Source organism: Streptomyces sp. NPDC058665, from assembly GCF_042714995.1.
In the GTDB taxonomy this organism is placed as follows: domain Bacteria; phylum Actinomycetota; class Actinomycetes; order Streptomycetales; family Streptomycetaceae; genus Streptomyces.
Genome location: NZ_JBHXRX010000003.1, coordinates 1 through 25984 on the forward strand (window position 1 = coordinate 1; position 25984 = coordinate 25984).

Genomic DNA, 25984 nt, shown 5'->3' on the forward strand with positions numbered 1-25984 from the left:
GGGAGGCGTGCGTGGCGTGGGTGGGTTGTGGGGGTGCGCATAGTGCGTGGGTTTCTGCGTGCGGCGGGGGTGCCACGGCTGGTCGGGCCCCGCCCCCCCCCTCTCCTATGTCCTGGTGCCCCCGGGGGCTTCTTCTGCTAGATCCTGACCTGGACGGCTCGCCCGAGCCGGTCGTGCAGCCCGCGCCCGTCGCGGTCCCAGATGAGGGCGGGCAGGGCGAGGCAGAGCAGCGCGCTGCGGACCACGGCCCATCCGAAGCCGAGCCGCTCGCGGTTCTCGGAGATGACCCGCAGCCCGAAGAGGCGCTTGCCGGGGGTGCAGCCGACGGTGCCGACCGTGAGGATGTTCAGTACGAGGAGAACGCCGAGGGCGTAGTTGGAGGCGGACTGGGCGTTCTGAGCGAAGAGCCCGTACGCGATCAGCATGCACAGCGCCCAGTCGAGGAAGAGCGCGCCGAAACGCCGCCCGGCGGGGGCGGCGGAACCGGGCCCTTCCTTCGGCAGCCCGAGGCGCTCGCCCCGGTACCCGAAGTCCGTGCCCATCTCCTCGGCCGTCGCGCGGGGCCCGGAGAGCCACGATCCGATTGCTTGCCTGTTGTCCACCCGACCACGGTACTGCTCGGGGGTACGCACACCAGGTCCCGGGGTACAAGAGAGACAAGAGGTGCGGGCGTGGACGGCCCGCCGCGCTCCGCCGAGGGCAGGGCTGTTTCAGGCCGCCGTGGCCGGTCTGTGGAACGCGGCACACCCTGGCCGGTTAACTTCGGCGAAACAAATGGGTCATGCTTGAGAAATCCCGCATACCTATGGTCGGGTCCTGCGTGTGCCACCGCACTGGCCGCACGACCAGTAGCGATAAACCCCCGCCCCTCCCCGGGGACGGGAGGAGGAGGAGCTGGATGTTCCAGAACGCCGACGACGCCAGGAAGTTCATCGCTGACGAGGACGTGAAGTTCGTAGACGTCCGGTTCTGCGACCTGCCTGGCGTGATGCAGCACTTCACGATCCCGGCGAAGGCGTTCGACCCGGATGACGAGCTTGCTTTCGACGGTTCGTCGATCCGCGGTTTCCAGGCGATCCACGAGTCGGACATGGCGCTTCGCGCGGACCTGTCGACCGCTCGGGTGGACCCCTTCCGTCGCGACAAGACGGTGAACATCAACTTCTTCATCCACGACCCGATCACGGGTGAGCAGTACAGCCGCGACCCGCGCAACATCGCCAAGAAGGCGGAGACGTACCTCGCCTCCACCGGCATCGCGGACACCGCGTACTTCGGCCCGGAGGCCGAGTTCTACGTCTTCGACAACGTGCGCTTCAACACGACGTCGAACGAGAGCTTCTACCACATCGACTCCGAGGCCGGCGCCTGGAACACGGGCTCGACCGAGGACAACCGCGGCTACAAGGTCCGTTACAAGGGCGGCTACTTCCCGACCCCGCCGGTCGACCACTTCGCCGACCTGCGCGCGGAGATCTCCCTGGAGCTGGACGGCGTCGGCATCGACGTCGAGCGCCAGCACCACGAGGTCGGCACCGCCGGCCAGGCCGAGATCAACTACAAGTTCAACACGCTGCTCGCCGCGGCCGACGACCTGATGCTCTTCAAGTACATCGTGAAGAACGTCGCCTGGCGCAACAACAAGACCGCGACCTTCATGCCCAAGCCGATCTTCGGCGACAACGGCTCCGGCATGCACGTCCACCAGTCCCTGTGGGCCGGCGGCGACCCGCTGTTCTACGACGAGCAGGGTTACGCGGGCCTGTCGGACACCGCCCGCTACTACATCGGCGGCATCCTCAGGCACGCCCCCTCGCTGCTGGCGTTCACGAACCCGACGGTGAACTCGTACCACCGCCTGGTCCCCGGCTTCGAGGCCCCGGTCAACCTGGTCTACTCGCAGCGCAACCGCTCGGCGGCGATGCGTATCCCGATCACGGGCTCCAACCCGAAGGCCAAGCGCGTCGAATTCCGCGCCCCGGACCCGTCGTCCAACCCATACCTGGCCTTCTCGGCCCTGCTCCTCGCGGGCCTGGACGGCATCAAGAACAAGATCGAGCCGGCCGAGCCGATCGACAAGGACCTCTACGAACTGGCCCCGGAGGAGCACGCGGACGTGGCCCAGGTCCCCACCTCCCTCCCGGCGGTCCTCGACGCCCTGGAGGCGGACAACGAGTACCTCCAGGCGGGCGGCGTGTTCACGTCGGACCTGATCGAGACGTGGATCGACTACAAGCGCACCAACGAAATCGCCCCGATCCAACTCCGCCCGCACCCGCACGAGTTCGAGCTGTACTTCGACATCTAAACCGCAGAGTCCGGCCATTTGGGCGGAGGGCTCACAAAGAAGCGCTGACCTGCGAGAACACCTCTCACCAGTTCTCACTGCCACCGCTTGCTTTCCACCCCCTTGTGCACCGAGTGAGCACCGCCGGACAGATTCCCTGACCTGACGTCAGAACTACTGCGAGGGCCGCTACCCCATAGCCGGGGTAGCGGCCCTCGCTGATTTGCCAGGATTCTTGCGCGGCAGCAGCCTTCGTTGTTTCCCAACAACCGGACCGGGCTGCTCTCTTGCGGATACCGCTGCTCCGGCCGCTGGGCTGGTTTTTGAGGCGGTGTGGCCCGCCTTCAGCTGCCAGCCGAAGAGGCTTTGTCCCCCCAACACACACACAAACGCTGGAGGCCCGAACTCCCCGCCCAACCAAAATCGACCGGGGCGCCTTTCGCAAGTCAGAGGCCCCCGGCTCCCCTTGTGCTCAGTGAAAAGGGTAAGGGCAGGGCTGACACCTGCCCCGGGCAGCCGGATGACGCTCCCGGCCGCAACGGAACTCCGAGGGCTCGCGGAAGCACTCGAAAACGATGTGGTGTGCGAGAGCGCGGATACCCGCGCCCGTGCCCCCTGTTGTGAGGGGCGGCGGGGACTCCATCATTTTCCGAACGACGGGCGACCGTTTTGGTTCCGTCGGGAGAAGCAGACCTTCGGAGGGGAAACCAATGGATGTTGATCGCCACTGGGAGAAGGTATTCGCCCACGGGACGACCCGTCCCTACCTGGCAAGACAGCCGATGCTTCTGAAGGGAAGTCCGAGTGAAAGCGTTCTGCGCGTGCTCGAAGGGTGGGCGCTGGTAACCGATCCGCATGCAGACGGTTCGAGCACCTTCCTCGAACTCCGTGGGCGGGGCCAGCTTTTGGGGGAAACTTCGGCCCTCTCCGGCGAGCCACGCAATGCAAATGTCACCGCAGTCTGCCGCACTATCGTGCGTGCCGTCCCGAGCGATCTGTTTCTCGCCGCGGTCACGGCACACAAGGAAATCCAGGTCGGCATGATCCTGCACGCACAGGACCTGCACCGGACTTCCAATGTACGAGCGGGCCTGCGGAGCTTCGGTGTGATACGCGGGCTGAGCCGACTACTGCTCGACCTGGTCCGCACCGCCGGCGCCCCCCTGGTGGCGGGAATTCCACAGAAGGTGCTGGCGCACGCCCTGGGTGTCACGTCCCGGACGCTACGCGACGCTTTCGCCGAACTGGAGCGACGCCGTGTGCTGTCGGTGCGATGGCCCGTCGTCGACATCACAGACGAAGCCGTGCTGAAGGAACTGGCTCGCAGCGAAGAGTGAGAGACGGGCCGGTGTCCGGGGCCCAGCGGAAATTCTGCCGCACACCGGGGCCGTCGATCGCCGATCGTGGGACTTCCTCGCACCACGCAGACGCATCCTGGAGGGAACTTCCGTCATGCCCGAACCATTCCGGTCAGCCATGCCTGAAAGCCACCCGTTGCCGCCGTACTTCGGTCTCTTGGCCGTGGACGTGAAGGATTCGACCCGACTGCCGTCCATCCAGCACGCTCGACTCAGCAGGGCCCTCACGGAAATCGTTCACGGTGGACTCGAACTGGCCGGACTGAAAGAAATGCGTCGCGAATTCGAGAGCCATTCTGGAGACGGCCTCGCTTTCGGATTTGACCCGTCCCTGGTTCCATTTGCCATCAGCCCGTTGGCGGACGTGTTGAACACGCTCCTGCTGGAAAACAACGCAGGGCCCGGACCCCACATCAGATTGCGAATGAGCATCCACATCGGCTCGGTGCCCCGCAGCCCAGGCCTGCCGGGTGATGGCAACGCCGCACCTCGCAGTGAGACCCATCGCCTCCTAGACTCCGTGCCCGCGCGCAACTGGCTGGCCCGCGCGGACGCACACGCCACGCCCCTCGTCCTGATCGTCTCGGACACCGTCTACCGCACAGTGGTCGTCGGCGATTACTGCGCCCTTCCGCCCACCCGTTTCGCCGAGGTTCTGGCCGAGACCGAAGGGAAGAACTTCGCGCAGACCGCCTGGATCTATGTACCGTCACCGTCCGGTGAACTGCTGTCCCGCTCCGATGCGCAGCCCGCTCCCGAGCTGGAGCCGACGGAGAAGGCCGCCGAATCCGTTCCTACCGTGCCGCGGTCGGGTGAAACACGACTCCAGCACGTGGAGTTCGGCGTCGCCGTCATGGACTGCAACATGGGCGACTTTCACCATCACGCGGTGCCCCGACAGGGCCCGGACCGCCCGTGAGCACTGCCTCGAACCTCCCCGATCTTCCGGACGGGGACAACAACCCACCTGTCCCGCGCGGGCAGCATGTGGGTTGGGGCACCGCTCTCTACGGAGCGACGGCCCAGCAAATCACGATCTACACATCGCTCCCCACGCCCGCGACACTCCGGGGCTCATCCACTGCCACGTCCCCGCGCCAGGACTCCCCCCTGCTCAAGGTCCTGGCGCAACTGGAGAACCTCATTGACCGACTCGTCGTACTTGCCGAGCGCTCGCACACGACGGTCGACCATCTTGCGGTCCTCCTTCAGCCTGATGAGGGCGCGCCCTCGTCAGGCTGCCGCTGCTCCTCCGGCGCGTCGGCCCCTGAACGACAGAGGAGAAGCGCATGACCCTGCTGAAGTACAACAGCCTGTTCGACAACATCGATGTCCATGTAGAGACCCACATGGGCCCCCACGGCGCCCGCAAAGGCGCCCCGACCACGGCCCGCACACTGCTGGAAGCCAGAGCACTGGTTCATGGGCCGTCGCGCCGCGAGGCGGAGGCCCAGAGAATCTGGGGCGACATCATGGGCGAGGCGGCCACGGATCCGGGCTTCGGCGGCTCCTCGGCCTTCCTGCTCGTCTGGTTCGCTGTCCCGAGGCTTCGCCGTACCGTGAGCCGCATCTCTTCGCGTCTTCCTGCCGACCGGTTCGACCTAGAGGCCGAATCCGTAGTCGGCTTGCTGGAAGGCGTCCACACAGTGGATCCGCTGGTCGCCGGTGCCGGTGAGGCCTTGATGCGGGCGGCTGCAAGCCGAGCGTGGGGTTTCGCTCGCAGGACCCTGCCTGAACGCTGTGTCCCCGACCCCGCAGCGCTGCCGCAACACAACGTGCTGCTGTCCTGGGATGCCTTGGCGTCCCCCTGGGTCGTGCACATCACGCCTCCCGACCGTGCCGAAGGACTCGCCGCTCCGATCCGCTTCTCGGCGTCCAAAGAGCGGATCGAGGGAGAACGCCTCGGTGCACTGGCCGAAGGCATGGGCCTGCGGGACATCGTCCACCGCGCCCGCCGTCCCCGCCCAGGGCGCCGTATCGGCACCCTGGCCCTCCACCCGACAGGAGCCCGAGATGAGCCGTAGCACTGCCCGTACCCTCACCTTTGCAGAAGCGTTCGACCTTCCGCTGAGCGTCGATTTGAAGACCGCCGCCAGGGCCTTCGCTGTGTGTCCGGCCACCGCGTACCGGCTGATCCACCTGGGCCGTTTCCCCTGCCGGGTGGTGCGTCTCGGGCACCAGTACCGCATTCCGACCGCCTCGCTCATGCAGGCCCTGGGCGTGGAGAACCTGCCCGTCTACGCGTCAGACATCGAGACCGGTGCCGAGTCGACTGCTCTGACGAATCACGCCCTTTACGAGCAGGAGGACGGCCAGTGAGCACAGCGACCGACGCAGCCTCGGACGACCCGCAGCGAGGCAACGTGCCCAGTTGCTTCGTGATCGGCCCTATCGGTGACAAGTACGCGGAGCGCGGCACCGCGAAGCGCGACCTGTACGAAGAGTCGCTGCGTGTCTACGACGAAGTCGTCCGTGCAGCTTGCCACGAGCATGGACTGCTCCCGCTGCGTGCCGACGCCATTGCGGACACCGGTGAGATCACCGACCAGATCCACCAGCGGCTCCAGACGGACGACATCGTGATCGCCGATGTCAGCGCCGGCAACCCCAACGTGATGTACGAGTTGGGTTACCGCAATGGCACGGGAAAGCCGGTGATCCTCATTGGCGAGAGCGGCAAACTGCCCTTCGACATCGCCCAGTTGAGGACTATCCGGTTCCGGCGAACCGAGTCCAGCCTGCACGAGGCACGCGATCAGCTCAGCCGCGTCCTCAGCGAGGGCCTCGCCCGAGGATTCCGATCCGTCACCCACGTCGGTGTGACGCCCTCCCGGCAGGAAGCGGCAGTCGGCGGAGACGAAGGGGACGAAGACGACGCGCCAGGCGTCGTCGACCGGCTGGCACATGCCGAGGAACAGATGGAGTCTGTCGTTCAGGACATCGAAGCCATGGGAGAGGCACTCGTGAGGATGGCGTCGGTGGCGGAGGAATACACGCCTGAGATGAATGAAGCCGCCGAGGCCCAAGCCCCGGCGAGTGCCCGGCTCGCGGTCGTCGGAAGATTCTCGAAAGCCGTCGCGGAGCCGGCCAGCAATCTCCGGTCGAGCAGCGAGGCCTTCTCCGAGCGCATGTCGGTCATCGAAACTGGCATGCACGCGCTGTTCGACATCGTCGAGTCTCTTACCCCAGAGGAACGTGACGAGGACAGCGTCCATTTCCTCCAACAGATCATCGAAATGGCGGAAAACACCAGGGAGGGAGCCACCCACATCGCCGAGTTCGGAACGGTGATGAAGACGGTCGTGGGCTATTCGCGCTTGCTCCGTGCCCCTGGCCGCGATGTGGCCGTCACGGTGCGCATGGTCACTTCGGTCGTCCCCCGGATCGAGTCCTTGGAACGCCGGGCCAAGGCCCTCCTCGCTGCTTCCCCAACCTCGTCAAACGTGGAAACAGAAATCTCACCGACCCCACTCACCCACCTTACTGCCTCGTGACCCGCCGGACGGCGGCGTGCTCTTCACCCCACCACGGGCGGCATTGCACCTCATTCCGTTGAACGACGATTGGTACACGGCGAAGGCCCCGACCGAAAACCGGTCGGGGCCCTGCATCTGCCTTGCTGGGCCTGTGCGGAGGATACGAAATCCGAACTACTGAGGGTTTGTCGAGCGGCCCACGCTGCTGGGTGCCGCTGGCGGTGGGGGGAAGTACACACAGCCGACAGAGGAGGGTCAGTACGTAGGTATGCCAGTCGAGTTCTGGACACGAGGTTGGCTCCTTCAGCTGTCGCCGACAGCAACGGCCCCACTCTTTACACTCCGCCCTCGGAGGACGTCTGGAGCCGGATTACATCTCGACGATGGGGCGGCAACATTGCTGGCTGCCCCCGGACACGTGGACCAAAGGCCGCAAAGAGCTAGAAACACAGATCCTGTTGAATGCTAGGCGGGAGCCGCAGGGTACGTTCTATCACTTCACACGGCTGAGGAATACCTATCAGCTCCCCTTGGAATGGCTGGGCGACGCGCCCTCTTGAACTTGATGAGGCGGCGGCTACCTGTAGCGGAGATCTATCGCGACCAGCTCAAAGGATCGAGAAAGAGCGGGACTCAGCAAGACTGTTTCCCGCTCTCTTCTACTGGTACTCATCCTGGTCAGCAGGCCACCTCTAGGCGAGTGCCGCTGGCAGGGTTCGGACCTGGGCACACGACTCGGGAGGGCCTGCCGCTTGCCTGTCTGCCTGTTCGCAAAGCTGTAGCTGGCCAGAGGGAACTCGTCCACGAATGATCCATAGCTCTGGCTCGACGCAGGCTGAGGGCTTGGTCGCGGTCGCCGGAGTCGCCCCAGGTACCGGGCCCAGCCAGGCGCATGGTGCCGAGTCCGAGCGGGAGATGGTCTTGCTGGCGATGGTGATGGTGCCTCCCTTGCGGCGTGCTGCTCATGGTGTGGTCTGGTTGAGGCAGAGCTGGAGTGCCCGTTCTGCGGCGTGGGCTTGGCTGTCGGGGTCGCTGGTGACGCGCTGGTATGGGATTGCGTGTTCGGTGAGGAGGGTGTGGGTGTGGTGGTCGACCAGTGTGTGGTAGCGGGTGTCGTAGTCGTGTTTGTGCTCGACGGGTAGTGCCGGGTCGAGGACTGTGGCGAGGAGCAGGTGGTATTTCGGGGTCTGGGTTGAGGCGAGGAGGTGTAGGCGTTCTTGTTCCAGGGGGTCGGGGGTTTCGTGTCGCCATTGTTGGGCGGCGTGGAAGTAGGCGAGGGCGTCGAAGGGTGCGCGGTCGGCGAGGATGACTTGGATGGGTTCGGGGGCTGGGCGGGTTGCGGCGATTTCGTCGACGATGCCTTGGGTGATGATCCACTCGGTGGAGGTGGCGGTGTGGTGCTGCATCTTCGGCAGGCCGGTTAGGGCGGCTCGCTTTCCGAGTCGGCCGGTGCGGGCTACGGGGATTCCGTGGGCGCGCAGTTCCATCTCGATGCGTTTGAGGAGGGTGGTCTTGCCGGTGGAGTGGGTGCCCATGATGCCGATGCGGAGGGGCTGAGGGGTGGTCACCACAGGGTGGGGTCCTTGTCTGGTTCGGGGGCTCCGGGCAGGCCGGGCGGTACGGCCGCGGCGACGAGCTGGTCCCAGGTGTCGTAGTGGTTGGCCATGGTGATCAGGAGCTGGGCGGTGGCGTAGGCGTCGTAGGTGGCGCGGTGGCGGTGTGCGGGGGCGGCGGTCAGGTCCGGCCGTAGGTGTTCGATCAGGGCGTCGAGGGTGTACTTGGGCAGGCCGGGGTGGGTGGCCTTGGCGAGGCGGAGGGTGTCGAGGACTCCGGCCGGCTGCCACGTCGGGAGGTGTGCGGTGAGCACTCGGTGGTCGACGTGGGCGTTGTGGGCGCAGATCCACGAGGTGCCCAGGAGTGTGTGGACTTGGTCGGCGATCTCCTTCCAGCCCGGCTCGTTTTCCAGGCGTTCGTTGGTCAGGCCGTGGACGCGGGCGGCGAACGGGGTGACGGGGTTCCGGGGTTTGGTCAGCCATGCCCCTGCTGTGCTGGTGTCCGGTTGTCCCTCGTGTACGGGAAGTGCGGCGACTTCGACGAGGTCGGGCGGGTTGGCGCCGTTGCCTTCGACGTCGACCATGAGCAGCGGGGGCCAGGAGGAGAAGTTCATGTGGGGGTGGGTCCGTTCTCCGCCGTCCAGCCGATGGGGGCCCGGCCGTGCCGGCGGTGGTGATGGGGTTTGGTGCGGTCGTGGCACTGGTAGCCGAAGCCGTGCTGGAGGAAGTAGCGCGGCGGCTCGTCCAGTCCCTCCACGACGATGGCACGGTCGTTGACCTCCACCGCGCCGGTTGCGCCCAGTGCTTGGGCTTCGGCCGTGACGGTGACCGGATCAGGCTTGACCCACGCAGCTTGGCACCGTGCGATCTGGGTTTCGGGGCAGATGTCGCACAGTTCCCGGATGCCGAAGTGGCCGTTGTAGTCGGCCTCTCCGTGCGCGTACGCGACCCCGCAGCTCGTCTTTCGGAACAACGCCCCCCACGTGCCGTCCTGTTGGAAGGCGTCGAGGATCCGCTGCTCGGCCTCCTCGGGCATGATCTTCCGCCGCGCCGTCTCGTCGTAGGGGATCGGCAGTCCGTGCTCCTGGTAGTAGGAGGCGATCTGGTCGCGGAAGAACAGTCCGGTGAAGACGGTCGCGTGCGCGTGCCGGGACAGTTCACGTGCCCGTTCGATGTCGGCGGCGGAGTCGTTGAGGCCGGGCACGATCGGACGCCAGTACAGGACGGTGCGGTAGCGCTCGGCGTGCTCGTACAGGGTGCGCAGGCTGCGCGCGGCAATGGCCGAGTCGACGGGCTCGATCGCCGGGTCGGCGATGTTGGAGTGCGTGACGAGGACGGTCAGGCGCAGGTGGGTGAAGCTGTTGAGGACGGCGCAGTCCTCGGGCGTCACCCGCCACCGGGTGATGATCAGTACGTGGTTGGTCAGGCCCCGCTCGTCCAGTGCCCGCAGCACGCTGAACACGTGCGGCTTGACGACGGGGAGCATGGGGTCCGTCGCCCGGTTCAGGAGCTGGACGGGCGTCTTGTGCGCGCGGAAGTACGGGTGCCCGACGAGGCGGGTGACGGCTTCCTCGTCGCTCATGAGGCGGCGGGGGGCCTTCATGTCGAAGTTGTCGAAGAGGTGCCGGACGCAGTATCCGCATTCCAGCGGGCAGCCGACGATCCAGTTCAAGGACAGCCCCGACTTGCGGTACTCGATCACATCGGCGAGTTCCGGCTTGAGCCCGCCGATCTGGTCCGAGGACAGGATGGGCAGAGCGCGGCGTAACGGGGCAACGGGTGTGTTCATGCGGATCTCCGGTCGGGGGTGTGGCGGAGCGGGTGCTCGGTTGCCGCACGCTGGTGCGGCGGGTGCTGCGGCGGTGGGGTGAGCAGCCTGCGGCGGCGGGCGCCGTACCAGGTGCCGAAGTCCCGGCGCGCGGCGTCGGGGTCGTCCGAGGTGTGCACGAGGTTGTTCACCAGCCGGCCGCCGGCGAGCGCCGCCTCCAGGCTGTCGTGGCCGAGGTCCCTGCGGATGGTGCCCTTGGCGGCCTGCGTGGGGTCGAAGTGACCGAGCAGGTCCCGCACTCTGCCGTGGATACCGGCATCGCCGTGGGCGAGGGCGACGGTCACCGGCTTGTCCGCGTACAGGGCATCGAGCGCGGTGGGAATGTCGCGGCCGGTGAACCAGTCGGCGTCCACCAGCAGATCCCAGTAGTGCACGTGGGCCTGCCACGCCCTCGCGGTCAGGTCGAGTCGGCCGAGGACGGTGACACCGCAGGCAGCGATCCGCCCAAGGACCCGGTCGGTGAGACCGGTTGCCACGCAGTCCGGCTTGCAGAGAATCACCGTCCACCGGTCCCAGTCGACGCCATCGACCACACCGCCGCTCCACGACGGCCTCCCGGGCGTCGTCATGACTGCGTTCCCGTATCGGGCATGCGCTTGGGCCAGCGGTGGGCCACCAGCCAGCGAAGTCCCGGATCGAGGGCGTCCAGCACGCTCTCCTCGACCGGGTCCTCCGGGCAGTGGCGGATCTGTCGGTGCACCTCGAACAGCAGCAGCACCTGCTGCCAGTACGGGTCGAAGCCGAGCGCCGCGATCTCCCCCGGCTTCAACCGGACCTGGTTGGTGCGCAGTCTCTCCTCGTGTACGAGCAGGTCGGAGATGGTTGAGAAGGACGTGTCGGCAGGCATCCTCGGGAACGGGAACCGCGCCTGTGGCGCGCGGAGTTCGGCCTCGGCCAGGACTCGCCTGATGCGCCGGACGTCCCGCTCGCCGACGTGAGCCGACCCGATGTGATGGGTGTAGGTGCCCAATTCGAGACCGAGCTGTACGGCGGCGAACTCCTGGATCATCGTGAAGGAGAACGAGTCGGACAGCAGCCCACGGTCGCAGTCGTTGGCCCGCATGTAGCAGACCATGTGGACCCGGCCCTCCCGTACCAGGAGGTGCAGGGCGACCACGCAGGACATGTCCAGGTTGTCCGCCACGGTCAGCTCGTCGGCGGTGAAGATCGGCAGCAAGCCCCGCTTGCTGTCCCGCTCCGTACGCAGCAGCTCCAGGACCCGGTCGAACGGTGACGTGCCGCCGACCGTAGGCGGGTTGAACATGCGCGAGCCGTACGCCGAGCCGCCCATTTTCCGCCCGTCACGCGAGAACTGCCGCACATGCGGCGCGTAGTACGCCAGCATCTCCACGTCATTGCGACCGGCGAGATACCAGAGCGCCTCGGCGAAGTGCCAGACCGGGTTGACCTTCCGCTCGGCCAGATACGGAAGACGCGCACGCGGATCGGCGATCTGAAAACTGAGCCCGATGCGCTCACGGGCGGCGTTCCCACGTGGCGCGTTCTGGTACTCGAACCGATCCACCAGATGACCGAGCATATCGAGATACGCGTGCTCAAAGTCCGGATAAACAGGCGGAGTTAACACAGGTTCCTCCTTCAGATACACAGCCGGGAATCGCACCGGTGATCCGCTGGGACTGGCCGTGAAGCGGCGGGGCACACCGTGCGGGGGTGGTCATGCTCCCGATCGGAGAGCGACCAGGAGACCTCGCGCGGCCTGCGCGTTGATGCGGCTGAGTGCCAGGGCGGCGTCGCTGTCGCAGCGGACACAGTCGTGGTGGAAGTACAGATCGAGGAAGCCGCCGCCGGTCGCTGCTGTGAAGGCCGCACCGAGTCTGCGCATGACCTGCCGTGCCTCGGGCCATTCCTCCCGGTTCCGCTCGACCCTCTGCACCGGTGCACCCAGGAGACAGGCGAGCCGGTCTGCGGTGGCGACAGTGACCTCGCCCAGCTCCACCGTGCCCCCGACTGCAGACAGACCGGGAACGGCAAGGCCGTGCTGACGGAATGCGGCGCGGAGAGCGTCGGTGGTCTCCTGGACCAGAGTCGTGTTGTCGGTGTCTGCGTCAGCGATCGTGGTACGCATGGCGTCTCCGGGAAGTACGTGAGCGGGCGTCGAATGCGCCTGGTCGGCGTTTCGGGCCAACAGGCTCAGAAGGAAATGGGAGTTGCGGTGCTGTCCAGGTCGTGGCGAGACCCGGTGGCGCCCGCCGTATCCCGGTAGGTCCTCGGTCTTGGCTGTCCTGACGGAAGCTCTTCCTTCGCGTGGCTATCGTTGGAGTCGGGACGCGGCCTTTGGGGGGCTTTGGGTGTTGGGCGGGCCGGCGCGCGCCCCCGGGACCAGCGGTGGTGGCCGTCATGTGACCTCCTTCATCAAGCAGGGCCTCGGAGCGCAGCGCGGCGCGCGCTGAAGGAGACTGAACACCTGTGCGTCCCCGCCCCCAGCGGCGTTGGCGATAGCCACGAGTCGCAGGAGATCGCCGCACAAGCGCTCGGCGCTCTCACCGAACTTGCTCTCGCAGGGATCTTGGTCACCCAGAACGTCACCAACGTGGTCCACGATCGCCTCCAACGACTTCACCTGACGGAGCAAGCTGGCGATGCGGGCGAGACCCTCGGAGTTGAGGGGTGGAGACCACCCCTCAACCGGGGGTGATGCGGACCAGGCCGGTCTCGGCGAGGGCCGTGGAGGTGGAGTGCATCAGCCGCTCGCAGCGGTGAATGTGCACCAGGTGCGGGTGCCTTTGCGACCCCAGTCACGGGCGAAGAAGGAGACGAGTTGCATGCCGCGTCCGCCTTCGTCGTCCGGATCCGCCTTCCGTACTTCCGGAGCACCGGCCGAGTGGTCGTCCACCTCGATCAATACCTCACCAGTGGGGTCACAAGTGATCTGGAAAGAGACCGAGTTGGCTTCGCCGTGGACGATCGCGTTGGTGACGATCTCGCTGACCAGCAGCTGCACCGTCCCGACCACATCGCGATCCCTCACGCCGGCCCTCCCCAGCACGGCGGCCGTCACCCGACGCGCGGCCTCCACACGCCTCGGATCGGCGTCAAACGACATCGCAGCGTGCACACTTCTCATCGGCCGCCTCCAAGTCGCCGTCCCGCCACCCACCGGGATCGTGTCGAGACGGGCCGGTAAACACCGAGAGAGGAGAGCGGTAGCGCGCTGTGCCAGAGGCGTCGGATGCATAGGAATTCCTCTGAGGTCGTGGAAGGCCAAGCCCTGACCGGGACATGGGACTTCGCAAGCTTCTGACGCCCTGTCGCCTGCCGCGCGGTCGCTCAATTCCGCTGTTGGCCGTTCGGGGCAAAGGGGTTGTACCGTTGGTTTTTTGCTGGCCTCAGCCCGGCACCTTGCAGACCTCGGCGCCGATGTAGGAAGGCATGATCTTCATCCGGGTATCGCCAGGCGCTGAAAGTGGTGGCACAGCGCTATGACGGAGCGGGCGAGGAGTGTTGCGTGCCGTACCGGGCCGAGCGAGCTGGGGTCGGACGCCAGACGACGTCGCGCTTCGCCTATTCCTGCTTGAGCGCATGCCACATCCCGTGGCGTGGCTACGTCACATCGCTGTTCCAACTCCGGGATGAGCAGGTTGAGGTGCCCGCGAAGTTGGAGAGCGAGCAGGACCAGTGCTTCGCCGACGGGAGGCTCGGCGACGTCGTCGAGCAGGGCGGCTGCCGTGTTGGTCATCGTGGAGATGTCGAGCGGGGACGTACTCTGCGTCGCCGGAAAGTGGTCTCGTCCATGGCGTGCTCCCCGGCTCGTCGGTGATGAGGTGTCACCAGCGTGGGGCGCGGGGAAGGGGCTAAGTGTCACTCTTCGGTGACACCTGCCGGGGCGGGCGTGACACCTGTCAGAGGCCGATCCACGCGGCCATGCTGTCCAACGTGTCCGGGGTTGTGCGGCGCTTGTGCACCAGGCCCTTGATGGTCTCGCGCGCGCCAGGGTGATAGCGGGTCTGCTGCGGGGCCATTTTCCGCGCCGTCACCAGGTCTTCCAGCGCGGACTCGGTTCGCCCGATCTCCATTTCCGCGCGTGCCTTGTCGACGTAGAAGTGAGCGCGGCGGGACAGGGGCCACGAATTCGGCATCGTCACAGCTCCCGCGTCGGTGACCGCTTTGCCGTAGTGGCGCAGCTCTACATCCGCCGACACTTCGTGCAGTTGCACATTGGTCGGGCCGAAGCTGAGCCAGTGAACATGACCCGCCTCGCCCGTGTGGCCAGCCAGCTGCCGGGCTTCCGCCAAGTGCGTCTTGACCGTCGCCTTGTCCTGGGCCCGTGCGGCGATCACGGTGGCTCCGAGATGAAGCTGCCCGGCCACGGCAAGAGACTCCACGGTCTCGTCGGCGTCCCTGATGAGACTCTGGCCGGCCGCAATGAGCCTGAGTCCGATGGTGTGTTCGCCCTCGCGGAAGTAGACCAAGGCCCTCATGTACTGGCGCACGGCGGCGAGAAGGGGATCGGAGGCGCGCTGCGCTGCCCAGTCCATTCGGGCGAGGGCGATGCTCGACAGGTCGAAGTAGCCGAGCTTGACCGTGATGTCGTGGGCGGTGCGGTAGGTGGACGCGAGGGAGCGCCACAGTTCCGTGGTGGGGTTCCGGTGCGCCACGGTTGTGAGTTCCGCGATGACTGCGGGCAGTGCGGTGGCTGCCTTGTTGAGCTGGGTGGCGCGGACCTGTCGGCAGAGGTCGTCCGTGGCGGTGATCAACTCCGGAACGCTTCGAGGGCGGAGGTCGGGGTCGTCGCCGAGGTCGTAGAGGTCGAGGGATTCGCGGATGGGGCGAATGAGTTCGGCGAGCCGGTCCTGCTGGAGTTCCGTCACGTAGGGCTGTCCTGTCAGGGCGGTGACGTCGATACGAAGTGCCCTGGGGACGGCCGACACGAGGTCTGGGCTTGCGTTCTTGTGTCCCGCTTCGACCTGATGGAGCAGGCTGTATGAGTAGGGAATGCGCCCGGCGAGGCCGCGTTGTGTCAGCCCGGCGAGTTTCCTCTGGTCGGCGATGCGGGTGCCTGTGTGCTCGTCCTTGCGCATACGGGTCTCCGTTCTGACTCGTCATCTGAAACGGTACTCGCGCTGGCCCCTGAGCCGACCGGTTCCCGGCTTTCGCATGTGGTCGACTGGACGGCATGACGAGGACCTTGTACTTGTTCGGCAGCGCGGCGCCCCCGGTGTTCGACATCGCACACGTGGTGACTAACGCGCAGGAGCGCGGTTGGGATGTGCGTCTCGGGTTGACACCGACGGCCGCCCGTTGGCTCGGTGATCAGTTGCCCGCGCTGGAGGAGCGGACGGGCGGCCCGGTCCGGTCCGAGTACAAGCTGCCGGGGCAGCCGGACGTCTGGCCGAAGGCGGATGCGATCCTCGTCGCGCCGGCCACGTTCAACACGATCAACTCGTGGGCGCTGGGCATCACGTCGAGTTTTGTCGTCGGAGTGGTCGCCGAGGGTATCGGGAAAGGTATTCCGCTGGTGACGATGCCGTGCGTCAACGCGGCGTATGTACAGCACCCCGCGTTCCACCGGTCGCTGGAGACACTCCGCGGCGCCGGGGTACGAGTGTTGTACGGCCCCGGAGGGTTCGAACCTCACCAGCCCGGCGAGAAGAAGCCGTATCCGTGGCCTGCGGCGCTGGACGCGGTGAAGGCAGTCGCGGGCTGACGCGTCCGTCACCGCTGGCTGGATCCCGGGCAGCACCCGGAACGGGAGGCCGGAGAGATCCGTGCGGTGCTCTCTTCGCGCGGTTCGGAAGCAGGCCGCTCCCATGCGCTCGACCGGATCGGCCTCGCCGAGTGCCGTTTCCTCCTCGGTGACGTCGGCGGCGGCACGGAGGAGACCCACCGCGCGGTCGCCGCCGCAAGGCTCACCCAGTCCGACCGGGTCCGTGCGCAGCTCGGGCAGCTCTACCCGTACTCCGTGGGCCACCAGGCGTCGCGGTCAGTATGTGAGCCGCGGGATAGTATCCGCGACCTGCTGTCGAGCTGAGGAGTACGGCGTGACGACGCTGGCCGTGACCGGACACATCGACCTGACCGAAGAGAGCGTGCCGCTCGTACGGTCCGCACTACGTGACCTTCTGGAGCCGTACCGCGAGGACAAGGCCGGAGTCGACCGTGAGGGCCGCCACCCCGTTAGCCGGGGCAGCGGCCCTCGTTGGTTTGTCCTGAGCGCGGCTCGGAAGAGACGTGGTTATCGGGCCGGCGTTCGCGTGGGACGCTTCGTGTTGAGTGGGTCGGCCGCGTAAGTGATGCGTACCACTCCGTCCGGGTGACGGGCCGCGTCGGCGGACACGCCGAAGACGGTGGCCAGGATTTCGGAGGTCAGGACGTCGAGGACCTTCCCCGCCGCCACCACGGATCCCTCGTCGAGCACGATGATCCGGTCGCAGAGCCGGGCCGCGAGGTCCAGGTCGTGCAGGACCGCGAGCGTTGTGGTTCCCGTGGAGCGGATCAGGTCGAGGAGTTCGAAGCGGGCCCGGATGTCCAGGTGGTTGGTGAGTTCGTCGAGAACCAGGACGTCGGGGCGTTGGGCCAGGGCGCGGGCGAGGAGGACGCGTTGGCGTTCGCCGCCGGACAGGGAGGCGAAGTCACGGTCGGCGAGGGCCTCCGCGCCGCATTTCCGGAGGGAGTCGTCCACAGCCCGGTGGTCGTCGGCGCTGTCCCGGCCGAGGAGGCCGTGATGGGGGGTGCGGCCGAGGGTGACGATCTCGGTGACGCTCAGTCCCGACACGCTGCCGCCGTCCTGCAGTACGGCGGCGGTCCGGCGTGCGGCGTCCCGGGAGGAGAGCGTCCAGACGTCGTCGCCGCCGACGCGGACAACGCCCGTCCTGGGGCGCAGGGAGCGGTAGACGGCGCGCAGGAGCGTGGACTTGCCGCTGCCGTTCGGGCCGACGAGGCCGACGACGGCGCCGGGGGGCACCTCCAGGGCCACATCACGCAGGATCAGCTGCCGGTCGAGGGTGATGTGGAGCTGTTCGACGGTGAGTCTCATACGGTGTCCAGTCCTTTGTTGCGGCGCAGCAGCCACAGGAAGAACGGAGCGCCCAGCAGGGCGGTGAGGATGCCCAGCGGAAGTTCGTTGGGGCGGTTGAGCGTGCGGGACAGCAGGTCGACGAGGACCAGGTATATGGCGCCGACCACCGCGGTCAGGGGAAGCAGTCTGCGGTGGTCGGCTCCGGTGGCGAGCCGTACGAGGTGAGGGATCATCAGGCCGACGAAGCCGATCCCTCCCGCGACGGCGATCACCGTGCCCGTGACCAGGGCGGACATCACCAGCAGGATGCCCCGCAGCCGGTGGACGTCGACGCCGAGCGCTGTCGCTGACTCGTCCCCGGCCAGCAGGGCGTTGAGCAGGCGGCCGAACAGCGAAAGCACGAGGGCGCTGGCGAGGACGACTGTGGCGACCACGGGCAGTTGATCCCATCTGGCTCCCGAGACGCTTCCGAGCATCCAGAACATGACGGTGCGCAACTCGGTCGGCGTCGCCCGCAGTTGAAGGAAACTCGTGGCCGCGAGAAAGAGGTATCCGACGGCGACTCCCGACAGCACCAGCCGGGTTGGTGCCATGCGTCCTCTCTTCTGCCCCAGGACGAAGACCAGTGCCCCGGCGGCCAGCGCGCCGGCGAAGGCCGCGGAGGAGACGCCGAGCCCGCCCAGTGTCGCGCCGCCGGCCGCGGTGATGGCGATGACGGCGCCGAGTGACGCTCCGTAGGAGAAACCCAGGACGGTGGGGTCGGCGAGCGGATTGGCCACCACCGCCTGGAGGATCACGCCGGCGATCGCGAGCCCGGTGCCGACCAGCGCGGCCAGAACGACGCGGGGCGTGCGGAAGTTCCACACGATCTGGTCCGTGGCGGGATCGCCCGTCGCACCGCCACCCGTCAGGTGGCGGAGGATGATGCGCCACACCTCTCCGACCGGGATGGTGACCGCCCCGATGCTGACGCCCACCACCATCACCAGGACGAGCAGGGCCAGGAGCACCGTCAGGAGCAGCGGCAGGGGAAGCCGGTTCAGAACGCGCCGGGGTGAAGTGTCCTTGCCAGCTTGTCGACCGCCACGTCGTTGCTCGGCCCGAGGTAGATCGAGTCCGACAGGACGGTGTACGTGCTGTTCTTGGCGGCCGGCCACTGGGGGAACTCCTTGAGCAGTTTCTCGGCGTACGCCTCGGGATCGGGGTCGTTGTAGCTCACGACGACGAGCGCGTCGACGGAGGTGGCGGCCACCTTCTCCTTGCTCAGGTCGGCGAAGGTGTTCCTGGAGGAGTTCGCGAAGGCGTTGGAGCCGCCGGCCTTGGTGAGGATGTCGTTGATGATGCCGTTGGCGACGATCGAGCTGAAGTCGTTCCCGCCCATGACCATGTTCGAGAAGAGCACCATGACGTTCGGCTTCTTCTCGCCATCGACCTTGGCGGAGATCGTGTCGATGTGTTTCTGGGACTCGGCGATCAGCTTCTCCGCCCGGTCGCTCACGCCGAAGATCCTGCCGAGGTCGCGCAGCAGTGTGTGGCTGTCGGCGACGCTCATCCTGGAGGGGTCGTCGGCGCAACCCTGGGGCGAGATATAGCTGTTCGCGCTCACCGAGCTGAGGTCGTCGCGGGTGGCGAACCCGTTCTTCGCGTCGAACCCGTACGAGGTGATGGACAGGACCAGATCGGGGCGCAGCCCGAGCATCGCCTCGCGGGGGATGTCGTAGGCCTCGTTCGGCTTGACGTCGCCTGTCGGCAGGGCCTTGATGGCCTCGGCCCGCCCCTTGACCTCGGACCTCCCGTACGACTGCTGGTTGGCGACGATCCGGTCGCCGAGGCCGAGGGCGAGGAGCGAGGAGACCTCGGCGACGGACGCGCCGTTCATGACGACAACACGCTCGGGCGCCTTCGTGAAGGTCTGCTTCTCACCGCAGTTCTCGACGGTCACCGGATAGCCCGACCCGGCCCCTGACCCCGGCCCCGCCCCCGACCCGGACTTGGGCAACCTGTCGCCCGCCGTCTCCGTCGAGGAGTCGGCACATCCGGCCGCGAGCAGACAGAGCGCGGTGACCGCGATGGCGACCGGCCGTTTCCTGGACATACTGGCTCCTTGGTGCTGCTTGGTCAGATTTTCTGTCCGAGTAGTCGGGGCGGAAGCCGCCCCAGTTCCCTCAGTCGCCCTGCTCGTCGCGGGAGGCCGGCGGACCACCGCCCCCTCGCGGCGCGGGCAGGGCTCCTGTGGTCACACAGCGGGCGAGATAGCGGAACATGAGGTCCTGGCTGATCGGCGGGCAGATGATGCCGGTGCCCCGCAGTTTCCTGTTCGCGTTGTCCGAGCGGATCGCGCCCATTGCGAGTTCCGGTTCCTGGTCGCCCGTGGTCCCCCAGGAGTCGAAGAAGGCGAGAGTCGTCGCCGCCACGTCGGCCGCCCGGGGAAGTTGAGCGCGCCATTGGACCAGCGGCATCCGCTTGACGTCGTAGCCGAACTCCCCGACCCACGCGTACACGTCGGAGAGCCGCACCTGAGCCGGAGCCGGGGCGTGGTGGTAGACCTCGCCGCCCGGTGCCGGCGTGCCCAGGGAGATCGCGACGACGGCCTTCGCCACATAGTCCGCCGGGGTCCAGATCTCGCTCTCGAACAGGTCGGGCAGCATCCCGGCGGGAATGCCGGCTCTCAACACACTCCAGAGGAAGTCCCGTTCGTTCACCACGCCGGTTTCCGGTGCTCCGGTGACCCGGCCGAGGCGGTGTACGGAGACGGGCAGCCCTCGTTCCGCTGCCTGTTCCGCCAGGCGTTCGGCGACCCATTTCGACTGCTGGTATCCGTAGGCGAGTCCGTTGTGCGGCGCAAAGAACTCTTCGGGCACTTCGGACGCCGAACTCCGGGGCGGCGCGGTCGACAGCGTCGATATGAGGTGGAAGGGCGTCCCTCTCTCGGCGGCCATACGCAGCAGTTGCCGGGTGGACTCGACATTGACCCCGCGCAGACTGGTGTATTCGCGCATAACGCTGACTGTCGCGGCGTTGTGGAAGATCGCGTCACAACGGTCGGTGAGGCTCGCGAACCCGGCGCTTCCCAGGCCGAGTCGAGGGCGGGCGAGATCGGCGGGGATCGCGGTGATCCGGGCCCGGTCCCCGGGCGGGGCGATCCGCAGCTCGCGTAGGGCTTGGAGGATGCGGGCCGATCCCCGGCGAGGGCTCGGTGCGCGTACGGGACAGATGATCTCGGCGTCGGTACGTGCGAGCAGTTCGGCCAGGAGGTGCGCGCCGACGAAGCCGGTGGCACCGGTGAGCAGTATCCGCCGTGGGGAGGACGGCGCGCCGGGGGTGGTTGCCCGCGGCCGGATGTCCTGATCGAGTACGGCGTCGTCGCGTGCGGTCTCGGACAGCGGCGAGGCGGCGGACGACAAGGCGGACAGCGACGAGGCGGAGGATGACAAGGCGGCGAACGGCCCTGCGGCGGGGGCCTGTTGGCGCCGCGTCAGGAAGGCCGCCAGTTCCGCCGCGGTCGGGTACTCGAAGAGCCACGCGACGCGTATCTCCCTGGCCAGCTCGATGCCGAGCCGGTTGGCGACCTGGATCGCCTGAAGTGACTGCCCACCGAGGTCGAAGAAGTCGTCATGGGGCGAGACGGCGTCCGTCCCGAGCGTCGTTCCCCACGCTGTCCGGATGGCTTGTTCGAGGTGGCTGCCGGACTTCGGCGGGACGGTCGCCCTCTTCTCGCGGGCCTCCGCGCCCAGCGCGTTCCTGTCGATCTTTCCTGAGCTGGTGCGGGGCAGCCGGGCGACGAACTCGATGAGGGCGGGGATCACCGCCGCCGGGAGGGTCGCTCTCAGCCGTTCTCTGATCCTCGCCGCTGACCGGTCGTGGCTCTCCGCCCGGCCGCCGGGTTCCGCGACGACGTACGCGGCGAGGCGGCGGGTCCCGTCCGGCAGGACGTTTCCGACGACCGCCGCCTCCCTCACGCGCGGGTCGCCGAGCAGCGCCGTCTCGATCTCGGCGGGGTGCACACGGTGTCCGCTGATCTTGAACTCGCCGTCGGCCCGGCCGGTGAACCGCAGTTGTCCGTCGTCGCCGAGCCGGACGAGGTCGCCGGTGCGGTAGGCGCGCGGCGCGCCGGTCAGTTGACCGAGTGGGGCGAATCGTTCTCCGTCCGGGGTCCGCCGGCCGTGATAGCCGAGTGCGAGAGCGTCGCCGAGCAGGTAGAGCTCGTCGCCGACGACGGCGGCGCGGGTACCGGGCAGTGGAACACCGATCGGGACGTCACCGGGAGGGAGTGCGGGGAGTGCCTCGTCGTGCAGTTCGGCCACTGTGGCGACAACCGTGGCTTCGGTCGGGCCATAGGTGTTGAGCAGTCGGACCGACGGTCGGACGGTCCGGCGCCAGCGGTCGACGCGTTCGGGCAGTGCCGCCTCACCGCCGATCACCACCGTGTGTATCGCGTCGGGAAGCACCGTGGAGCCGGTCGAGAGGGCATGGGCGAGTTCGTGCCAGTAGGCCGTGGGCAGGTCAAGGAAGCTGATCCGGAGCGTCGCGCAGGCGTCCATGAGACGGGGGACGGACTCGGTCATGTCGTCCGTGCGGACCACCAGCGTGGCTCCGGCACAGAGCGTGAGGAAGATTTCCTCCACACTGGTGTCGAAGTGCGGTGGCGCGAACTGAAGAACGCGGTCCTCGGACCGCAAGCCGTAGCGGTCCGAGGCGCCGGCGACGAAGTGCGCCAGGGCACCGTGGCTGATGTCGACGCCCTTCGGCCGGCCGGTGGAACCGGACGTGTACATCACGTACGCGAGAGCCTCCGGCCCCGGGCTGCCCGCGAAGGGAGCGGGTCCTGCCGGTTCGTCCGCGATGGTCGGTCGGGGGTCCTCGTCCCGGTCGAGGAGCAGAAGTTCGCCATGGGGGACGGCCATGGCGTGTGCGCCGGTGGTCACGGTGACCGACGGCTCGGTATCGGCCAGCATCGCCTCGGTGCGGGACGCCGGCGCCCGCGGGTCCAGCGGGCAGTAGGCGGCGCCGCAGAGGAGAACGCCGAGAACGGTGGAGACCAGGTCGATCCCGCGTGGGAGCGCGACGGCGACGACGGTGCCGGGACCGGCACCCCGCGCGGTGAGACGTCGCGCGAGTCTCCGCGCGGAGCCGAAGAGTTCGGCGTACGTGAGGAGTGAGCCGTCATGTTCGACCGCGGGGGCGCCTCCGCGCCGCGCCGCGTGGTCCGCGATGCGTTTCAGAACCGGACGCGCGGGGCCGGACAGGGGGCCGCCGTCCAGCACCGTAACCCTACGCGAGCGTGCCGGCGCCCCCAGGGCGCTGTCGGGTTCCGCCACCGCCGTGCGCAGCAGCGAGAGAAAGCCCTGCTGATGCCGTGTCAGTTCCGCTTCGGCGTACAGCTCGGGGTTCGCGTCCATGGCGATCCGCAGTCCCGCGCCTTCGGCCCGGTCGTACACATTGATCGCCATGTCGTCGACCGGTCCCGCCGACAGGTTGTGGACGGTGCTGCGGTGTCCGGCGAACCGCAGGTCGTACTCGAAGGGCATGATGTTGACGCCCAGCCCCGACAACCGCCGTCCGCCGCCGACGAGTTGGAGGTCGCGTCGCATCTGCTCGTAGCGGTAGCGCTGGTGGGGCAGACCGGATCTCAGCTCGCCGGAGACCCGGGTCGCCAGGTCCCGCAAGCTGTCTTCTTCACGCACGGTGACGCGCAACGGCAGGATGTTGCGCACCATGCAGGGGACACGCAGGGAGACGGAGCCGAGTCGGCCCATGACAGGCAGGCTCAGCACGATCTCGTCCTCGTCCGTCGCCCGCCGGAGGTAGGCGGCGGTGACCGACAGGACGAGGTCGGACCAGGTGACCGACAACCGCTGGGCCACCGCCCGCAGCGCGGCCGACTGTTCGGTTCCGAGATCGGTGACGCGCCGCAGGAAGGTACGGGCGGGCAGGGCGGGGCGTTCGGCGAGAGCGGCCACGGAAGGCCGGTCCGCGAATCGCCCTGTCCAGTAGGCCCGGTCCTGGGCGAACCGTTCGGACTCGCGGTAGGCGCGCTCCTCCGACCGGACGGACGCGAGGGTCCCGAAGCCGCTGTCACCGATCCGTTCGCCACCGGCCAGTGCGCTGTAGACAGCCGCGACACGGCGGGCCACCAGAGCGAGTCCGAACCCGTCCAGCGCGATGTGGTGCACCCGGTGGTACCAGAGGAAATGATCCGGCCCGATATGGAACAGGGCATGCCCGAATACGAGATCGCGGCGCAGGTCGACCGGCCGGGCCAGGTCCCGCCGCATCCACGCCAGGGCTGCCTCCGACGGGCTGCTCCGGTCCGTCAGATCAGCGATGTGCGGTCGCCAGCCCGCGACGGACCGGGTGATCTGGCGGGGCTGTCCGTCCACCGTGTCGAATCGGACGTTGAGGGCCTGGGTCTCGGAGACGACCCGGCGCAGTGCCTCGCCGAAGACCCCGGTGTCGACCGGTCCGTGGATCTCGACGTACTCGGCGGTGTTGTAGGCCGGGCTGTCGAGGTCGAGGTGGTGGCCGGTCCAGATGCCTTCCTGCGCCGCCAGCAAGCGGGCGTCGTCCACGCGTGTGTCAGGCGTCCGCACGGGGAGCTCCCGCCAGCCGTTCGGAGAGCAGTTGCCACCACTGGGCGAAGGAGGTGCGCTCGGCGAGCTCCACGAAACCGATGTCGGCGCCGGCGGCCCGCCATCGTTCCGCGAGCGTGACGATACGCAGCGAGTCCAGGCCTGCCTGGAGGGGGTTCTCGTCCAGGTCCACGTCCGCCGGGCTGAGGTGCAGGAACTCGGCCAGATCGGTACGGAACGAGGCGGGAGTCAGTGGTTCGGGCACAGGAATCTCCTCGCGGGGGTGCGTGACACATACGCGGTGCCGGGTCGACAACGGGTCGGCAAGGGGGCGACAACGGGGCGCCGGGCGAGGTCAGTTGACCTTGCGCTCGGAGTCGCCCCAGAAGCGGTCCCGGAGTGCGCGGCGCAGGATCTTGCCGCTGGGATTGCGCGGTACCTGATCGATGAACTCGTACCGGGCGGGCAGCTTGAAGCTCGCGAGCCGGTCCATGAGGAAGCGATGAAGCTCCCCGAACGCGGGTTGCTGCCCGGGGGCGGCGACGATGAAGGCGTGGACGCTTTCGCCCCAGCGTTCGTCGGGAGCGCCGACGACGACGGCCTCGGCCACCCCGGGGTGGTGTTCGAGGGCGTTCTCGATCTCCGCGGGGTAGGCGTTCTCGCCCGCGACGATGACCGCGTCCTTGATGCGGTCACGGATGAAGACATAGCCGTCGGTGTCGATGTAGCCGGCGTCACCCGTGTGGATCCAGCCGTCGATCAGGGTCTCGCCGGTCTGCTCCGGCAGTCCCCAGTACTCCACCATCCGCGCCGGGGTGGCCAGACAGATCTCGCCCACCGTGCCCGCGGGCAGTTCTCGCCCCCGCTCGTCGACGACCTTGCCTCGGACACCGGGGTACGGGCGGCCCGCGGCCCGCATGCGGGGATGCCCGGGGATGTGGTCGGCCGGCGGCAGACACACGGCGGTGTTCCCGGTCTCCGTGAGGCCGTAGATCTGCGCGAACTGGCAGCCGAACATGGCCAGGCTCTCCTCCAGAAGGGCCTCGGAGATGGGTGAGCCGCCGTACACGATCTTTCGCAGAGTCGAGAAGTCGCCCGGGGTGACGCCCGGTTCGGCCAGCAGCAGCCGAAGCATGGCGGGGACGACGCAGGCGGTGGTCACACCCAGATCCCGGATGAGAGCCGCGGCGTCCCGGGCGGCGAAGGCGCGCATCACCACGACGGTCGTCCCGGCGTGGAAGTTCTGTGCCGCCCACCAGAGGCCGCCGACGTGGAAGCCGGGGATGCCGACCAGCGCGATGTCACCGGGCCGCCAGTCGATCCAGTCCAGCCCGGCGTCCGCCATCGCGTCGCGGATCGCGGAGAAGCTGCGGTGGGCGAGCACGACCCCCTTCGGCAGCCCCGTGGTCCCGCTCGTGTAGAGCTGGGCGACCGGCGTGTCAGGGCCGATCGGCGGGGCCGGTGTCCGCTCCGCAGCGGGCCGCCCCGTCTCCCAGAGCTCGAAGGGGTCTCCCGCGCCGGCGTTCCCGAGGCGGACGACCGTCTTGGGCGGCGGGGTGCCGAGGCGTTCGGCGACCGGGGTGAACTCGTCTTCCAGGAAGAGCAGTTCACTGGCGGAGTCCTGGAGGATGTGGCTGATCTCGGGAGCGGTGAGGCGCCAGTTGACGGGGACCAGGACGGTGCCGCTCTTGGCGCAGCCGAAGAGGATCTCGTAGTAGCGCTCGGATTCCTTGCCCAGGTAAGCGACCCTGGCGCCGGGCCGGAGCCCGGCGCCGTCAAGGGCGCGCGCGACGCGGTCGCTTTCGAGGTCCAGTTGTCCGTAGGTGACGCCGCGTCCTTCGCAGAGGATCGCGAGTGCGTCGGGACGGTGCTCGGCGTGGAAACGCGCTGTATCCACGAGTGTCATGACGTGAATCCGCTCCCTCTGTTCTTGG

At 67.7% G+C, this 25984-nt stretch carries 24 protein-coding genes; 8 read left to right on the forward strand and 16 right to left on the reverse strand.

Annotation, left to right across the window (positions count from 1 at the left end; genetic code table 11):
• Nucleotides 1-137: 137 nt before the first annotated feature.
• The gene (locus ACFWV8_RS02400; protein WP_329388682.1) at nucleotides 138-602 is read right to left on the reverse strand and encodes an RDD family protein; all 465 of its coding nucleotides are present in this window, start codon (nucleotides 600-602) and stop codon (nucleotides 138-140) included.
• A gap of 296 nt (nucleotides 603-898) precedes the next feature.
• Here ACFWV8_RS02400 and glnA point away from each other — a divergent pair, with 296 nt between their 5' ends.
• The 6 genes from glnA to ACFWV8_RS02430 all read left to right on the forward strand — a co-directional run bounded on the left by glnA (nucleotide 899) and on the right by ACFWV8_RS02430 (nucleotide 7139).
• Nucleotides 899-2308, forward strand: coding sequence for a type I glutamate--ammonia ligase (gene glnA / locus ACFWV8_RS02405; protein WP_384197229.1), 1410 nt, complete (start codon nucleotides 899-901; stop codon nucleotides 2306-2308).
• 689 nt (nucleotides 2309-2997) lie between these two features.
• Entirely contained in the window at nucleotides 2998-3624 is a 627-nt protein-coding gene (locus ACFWV8_RS02410) for a Crp/Fnr family transcriptional regulator (protein WP_384197231.1), read from the forward strand.
• Nucleotides 3625-3739: 115 nt separating this feature from the next.
• Entirely contained in the window at nucleotides 3740-4564 is an 825-nt protein-coding gene (locus tag ACFWV8_RS02415) for a hypothetical protein (protein ID WP_384197233.1), read from the forward strand.
• Between the two features lie 370 nt (nucleotides 4565-4934).
• Entirely contained in the window at nucleotides 4935-5669 is a 735-nt protein-coding gene (locus ACFWV8_RS02420) for a hypothetical protein (RefSeq protein WP_384197235.1), read from the forward strand.
• Nucleotides 5659-5964, forward strand: coding sequence for a helix-turn-helix domain-containing protein (locus tag ACFWV8_RS02425; protein ID WP_384197237.1), 306 nt, complete (start codon nucleotides 5659-5661; stop codon nucleotides 5962-5964). Before ACFWV8_RS02420 ends, ACFWV8_RS02425 begins: the two co-directional genes overlap by 11 nt.
• A complete protein-coding gene (locus tag ACFWV8_RS02430) occupies nucleotides 5961-7139 on the forward strand; it encodes a hypothetical protein (protein WP_384197239.1) in 1179 nt (392 codons plus the stop codon). Before ACFWV8_RS02425 ends, ACFWV8_RS02430 begins: the two co-directional genes overlap by 4 nt.
• A 944-nt stretch (nucleotides 7140-8083) precedes the next feature.
• On the opposite strand, the gene ACFWV8_RS02435 is transcribed toward ACFWV8_RS02430, so the two are convergent.
• The 9 genes from ACFWV8_RS02435 to ACFWV8_RS02475 all read right to left on the reverse strand — a co-directional run bounded on the left by ACFWV8_RS02435 (nucleotide 8084) and on the right by ACFWV8_RS02475 (nucleotide 15544).
• Nucleotides 8084-8689 carry an AAA family ATPase gene (locus ACFWV8_RS02435; RefSeq protein ID WP_384197240.1) on the reverse strand — a complete coding sequence of 202 codons (606 nt, stop codon included), beginning with the start codon at nucleotides 8687-8689 and terminating at the stop codon, nucleotides 8084-8086.
• Nucleotides 8686-9288 carry an exonuclease domain-containing protein gene (locus ACFWV8_RS02440; RefSeq protein WP_384197242.1) on the reverse strand — a complete coding sequence of 201 codons (603 nt, stop codon included), beginning with the start codon at nucleotides 9286-9288 and terminating at the stop codon, nucleotides 8686-8688. The genes ACFWV8_RS02435 and ACFWV8_RS02440 overlap by 4 nt, the downstream gene beginning before the upstream one ends.
• Entirely contained in the window at nucleotides 9285-10463 is a 1179-nt protein-coding gene (locus ACFWV8_RS02445; RefSeq protein WP_384197244.1) for a radical SAM protein, read from the reverse strand. The genes ACFWV8_RS02440 and ACFWV8_RS02445 overlap by 4 nt, the downstream gene beginning before the upstream one ends.
• The gene (locus ACFWV8_RS02450) at nucleotides 10460-11071 is read right to left on the reverse strand and encodes a nucleoside-diphosphate kinase (RefSeq protein ID WP_384197246.1); all 612 of its coding nucleotides are present in this window, start codon (nucleotides 11069-11071) and stop codon (nucleotides 10460-10462) included. The genes ACFWV8_RS02445 and ACFWV8_RS02450 overlap by 4 nt, the downstream gene beginning before the upstream one ends.
• The gene (locus ACFWV8_RS02455) at nucleotides 11068-12042 is read right to left on the reverse strand and encodes a thymidylate synthase (protein WP_384197248.1); all 975 of its coding nucleotides are present in this window, start codon (nucleotides 12040-12042) and stop codon (nucleotides 11068-11070) included. Before ACFWV8_RS02455 ends, ACFWV8_RS02450 begins: the two co-directional genes overlap by 4 nt.
• A gap of 138 nt (nucleotides 12043-12180) precedes the next feature.
• A complete protein-coding gene (locus ACFWV8_RS02460; RefSeq protein ID WP_384197249.1) occupies nucleotides 12181-12591 on the reverse strand; it encodes a hypothetical protein in 411 nt (136 codons plus the stop codon).
• A gap of 615 nt (nucleotides 12592-13206) precedes the next feature.
• A complete protein-coding gene (locus ACFWV8_RS02465) occupies nucleotides 13207-13569 on the reverse strand; it encodes an ATP-binding protein (protein WP_384197251.1) in 363 nt (120 codons plus the stop codon).
• Nucleotides 13570-13902: 333 nt separating this feature from the next.
• Complete coding sequence (locus ACFWV8_RS02470) at nucleotides 13903-14202, reverse strand: DUF6415 family natural product biosynthesis protein (RefSeq protein WP_384197252.1); 300 nt, start codon at nucleotides 14200-14202, stop codon at nucleotides 13903-13905.
• 163 nt (nucleotides 14203-14365) lie between these two features.
• Nucleotides 14366-15544, reverse strand: a complete 1179-nt coding sequence (locus ACFWV8_RS02475) for a helix-turn-helix domain-containing protein (protein ID WP_384197254.1) — start codon at nucleotides 15542-15544, stop codon at nucleotides 14366-14368.
• 95 nt (nucleotides 15545-15639) lie between these two features.
• On the opposite strand from ACFWV8_RS02475, the gene ACFWV8_RS02480 reads away from it, so the two are divergent.
• A complete protein-coding gene (locus tag ACFWV8_RS02480) occupies nucleotides 15640-16170 on the forward strand; it encodes a flavoprotein (protein ID WP_384197256.1) in 531 nt (176 codons plus the stop codon).
• A 66-nt stretch (nucleotides 16171-16236) separates the two neighbouring features.
• Entirely contained in the window at nucleotides 16237-16494 is a 258-nt protein-coding gene (locus ACFWV8_RS02485) for a hypothetical protein (protein WP_384197258.1), read from the forward strand.
• Between the two features lie 204 nt (nucleotides 16495-16698).
• On the opposite strand, the gene ACFWV8_RS02490 is transcribed toward ACFWV8_RS02485, so the two are convergent.
• From ACFWV8_RS02490 to ACFWV8_RS02515, 6 genes are all read right to left on the reverse strand, one after another.
• Nucleotides 16699-17499 carry an ABC transporter ATP-binding protein gene (locus ACFWV8_RS02490; protein WP_384197260.1) on the reverse strand — a complete coding sequence of 267 codons (801 nt, stop codon included), beginning with the start codon at nucleotides 17497-17499 and terminating at the stop codon, nucleotides 16699-16701.
• Nucleotides 17496-18464, reverse strand: coding sequence for a FecCD family ABC transporter permease (locus tag ACFWV8_RS02495; protein ID WP_384197502.1), 969 nt, complete (start codon nucleotides 18462-18464; stop codon nucleotides 17496-17498). Before ACFWV8_RS02495 ends, ACFWV8_RS02490 begins: the two co-directional genes overlap by 4 nt.
• A 56-nt stretch (nucleotides 18465-18520) precedes the next feature.
• Nucleotides 18521-19576: an ABC transporter substrate-binding protein gene (locus tag ACFWV8_RS02500; RefSeq protein WP_384197262.1), complete on the reverse strand. Its 1056-nt coding sequence runs from the start codon at nucleotides 19574-19576 to the stop codon at nucleotides 18521-18523.
• A 70-nt stretch (nucleotides 19577-19646) separates the two neighbouring features.
• Entirely contained in the window at nucleotides 19647-24071 is a 4425-nt protein-coding gene (locus ACFWV8_RS02505; protein ID WP_384197263.1) for an amino acid adenylation domain-containing protein, read from the reverse strand.
• On the reverse strand, nucleotides 24058-24315 hold the full coding sequence (locus ACFWV8_RS02510; protein WP_384197265.1) for a phosphopantetheine-binding protein: 258 nt from the start codon (nucleotides 24313-24315) through the stop codon (nucleotides 24058-24060). Before ACFWV8_RS02510 ends, ACFWV8_RS02505 begins: the two co-directional genes overlap by 14 nt.
• Before the next feature lie 90 nt (nucleotides 24316-24405).
• Nucleotides 24406-25956, reverse strand: a complete 1551-nt coding sequence (locus ACFWV8_RS02515) for a long-chain-fatty-acid--CoA ligase (protein WP_384197267.1) — start codon at nucleotides 25954-25956, stop codon at nucleotides 24406-24408.
• Between the last annotated feature and the right edge of the window lie 28 nt (nucleotides 25957-25984).

Bases quoted from the DNA above. Each gene is read 5' to 3' on its own strand.
- ACFWV8_RS02500 (WP_384197262.1), bottom strand. From the start codon at position 19,576: ATGTCCAGGAAACGGCCGGTCGCCATCGCGGTCACCGCGCTCTGTCTG.
- ACFWV8_RS02455 (WP_384197248.1), bottom strand. From the start codon at position 12,042: ATGCTCGGTCATCTGGTGGATCGGTTCGAGTACCAGAACGCGCCACGT.
- ACFWV8_RS02415 (WP_384197233.1), top strand. From the start codon at position 3,740: ATGCCCGAACCATTCCGGTCAGCCATGCCTGAAAGCCACCCGTTGCCG.
- ACFWV8_RS02410 (WP_384197231.1), top strand. From the start codon at position 2,998: ATGGATGTTGATCGCCACTGGGAGAAGGTATTCGCCCACGGGACGACC.
- ACFWV8_RS02515 (WP_384197267.1), bottom strand. From the start codon at position 25,956: ATGACACTCGTGGATACAGCGCGTTTCCACGCCGAGCACCGTCCCGAC.
- ACFWV8_RS02470 (WP_384197252.1), bottom strand. From the start codon at position 14,202: ATGACCAACACGGCAGCCGCCCTGCTCGACGACGTCGCCGAGCCTCCC.
- ACFWV8_RS02440 (WP_384197242.1), bottom strand. From the start codon at position 9,288: ATGAACTTCTCCTCCTGGCCCCCGCTGCTCATGGTCGACGTCGAAGGC.
- ACFWV8_RS02490 (WP_384197260.1), bottom strand. From the start codon at position 17,499: ATGAGACTCACCGTCGAACAGCTCCACATCACCCTCGACCGGCAGCTG.
- glnA (WP_384197229.1), top strand. From the start codon at position 899: ATGTTCCAGAACGCCGACGACGCCAGGAAGTTCATCGCTGACGAGGAC.
- ACFWV8_RS02480 (WP_384197256.1), top strand. From the start codon at position 15,640: ATGACGAGGACCTTGTACTTGTTCGGCAGCGCGGCGCCCCCGGTGTTC.
- ACFWV8_RS02425 (WP_384197237.1), top strand. From the start codon at position 5,659: ATGAGCCGTAGCACTGCCCGTACCCTCACCTTTGCAGAAGCGTTCGAC.
- ACFWV8_RS02445 (WP_384197244.1), bottom strand. From the start codon at position 10,463: ATGAACACACCCGTTGCCCCGTTACGCCGCGCTCTGCCCATCCTGTCC.
- ACFWV8_RS02450 (WP_384197246.1), bottom strand. From the start codon at position 11,071: ATGACGACGCCCGGGAGGCCGTCGTGGAGCGGCGGTGTGGTCGATGGC.
- ACFWV8_RS02460 (WP_384197249.1), bottom strand. From the start codon at position 12,591: ATGCGTACCACGATCGCTGACGCAGACACCGACAACACGACTCTGGTC.
- ACFWV8_RS02475 (WP_384197254.1), bottom strand. From the start codon at position 15,544: ATGCGCAAGGACGAGCACACAGGCACCCGCATCGCCGACCAGAGGAAA.
- ACFWV8_RS02495 (WP_384197502.1), bottom strand. From the start codon at position 18,464: ATGGTGGTGGGCGTCAGCATCGGGGCGGTCACCATCCCGGTCGGAGAG.
- ACFWV8_RS02465 (WP_384197251.1), bottom strand. From the start codon at position 13,569: ATGTCGTTTGACGCCGATCCGAGGCGTGTGGAGGCCGCGCGTCGGGTG.
- ACFWV8_RS02420 (WP_384197235.1), top strand. From the start codon at position 4,935: ATGACCCTGCTGAAGTACAACAGCCTGTTCGACAACATCGATGTCCAT.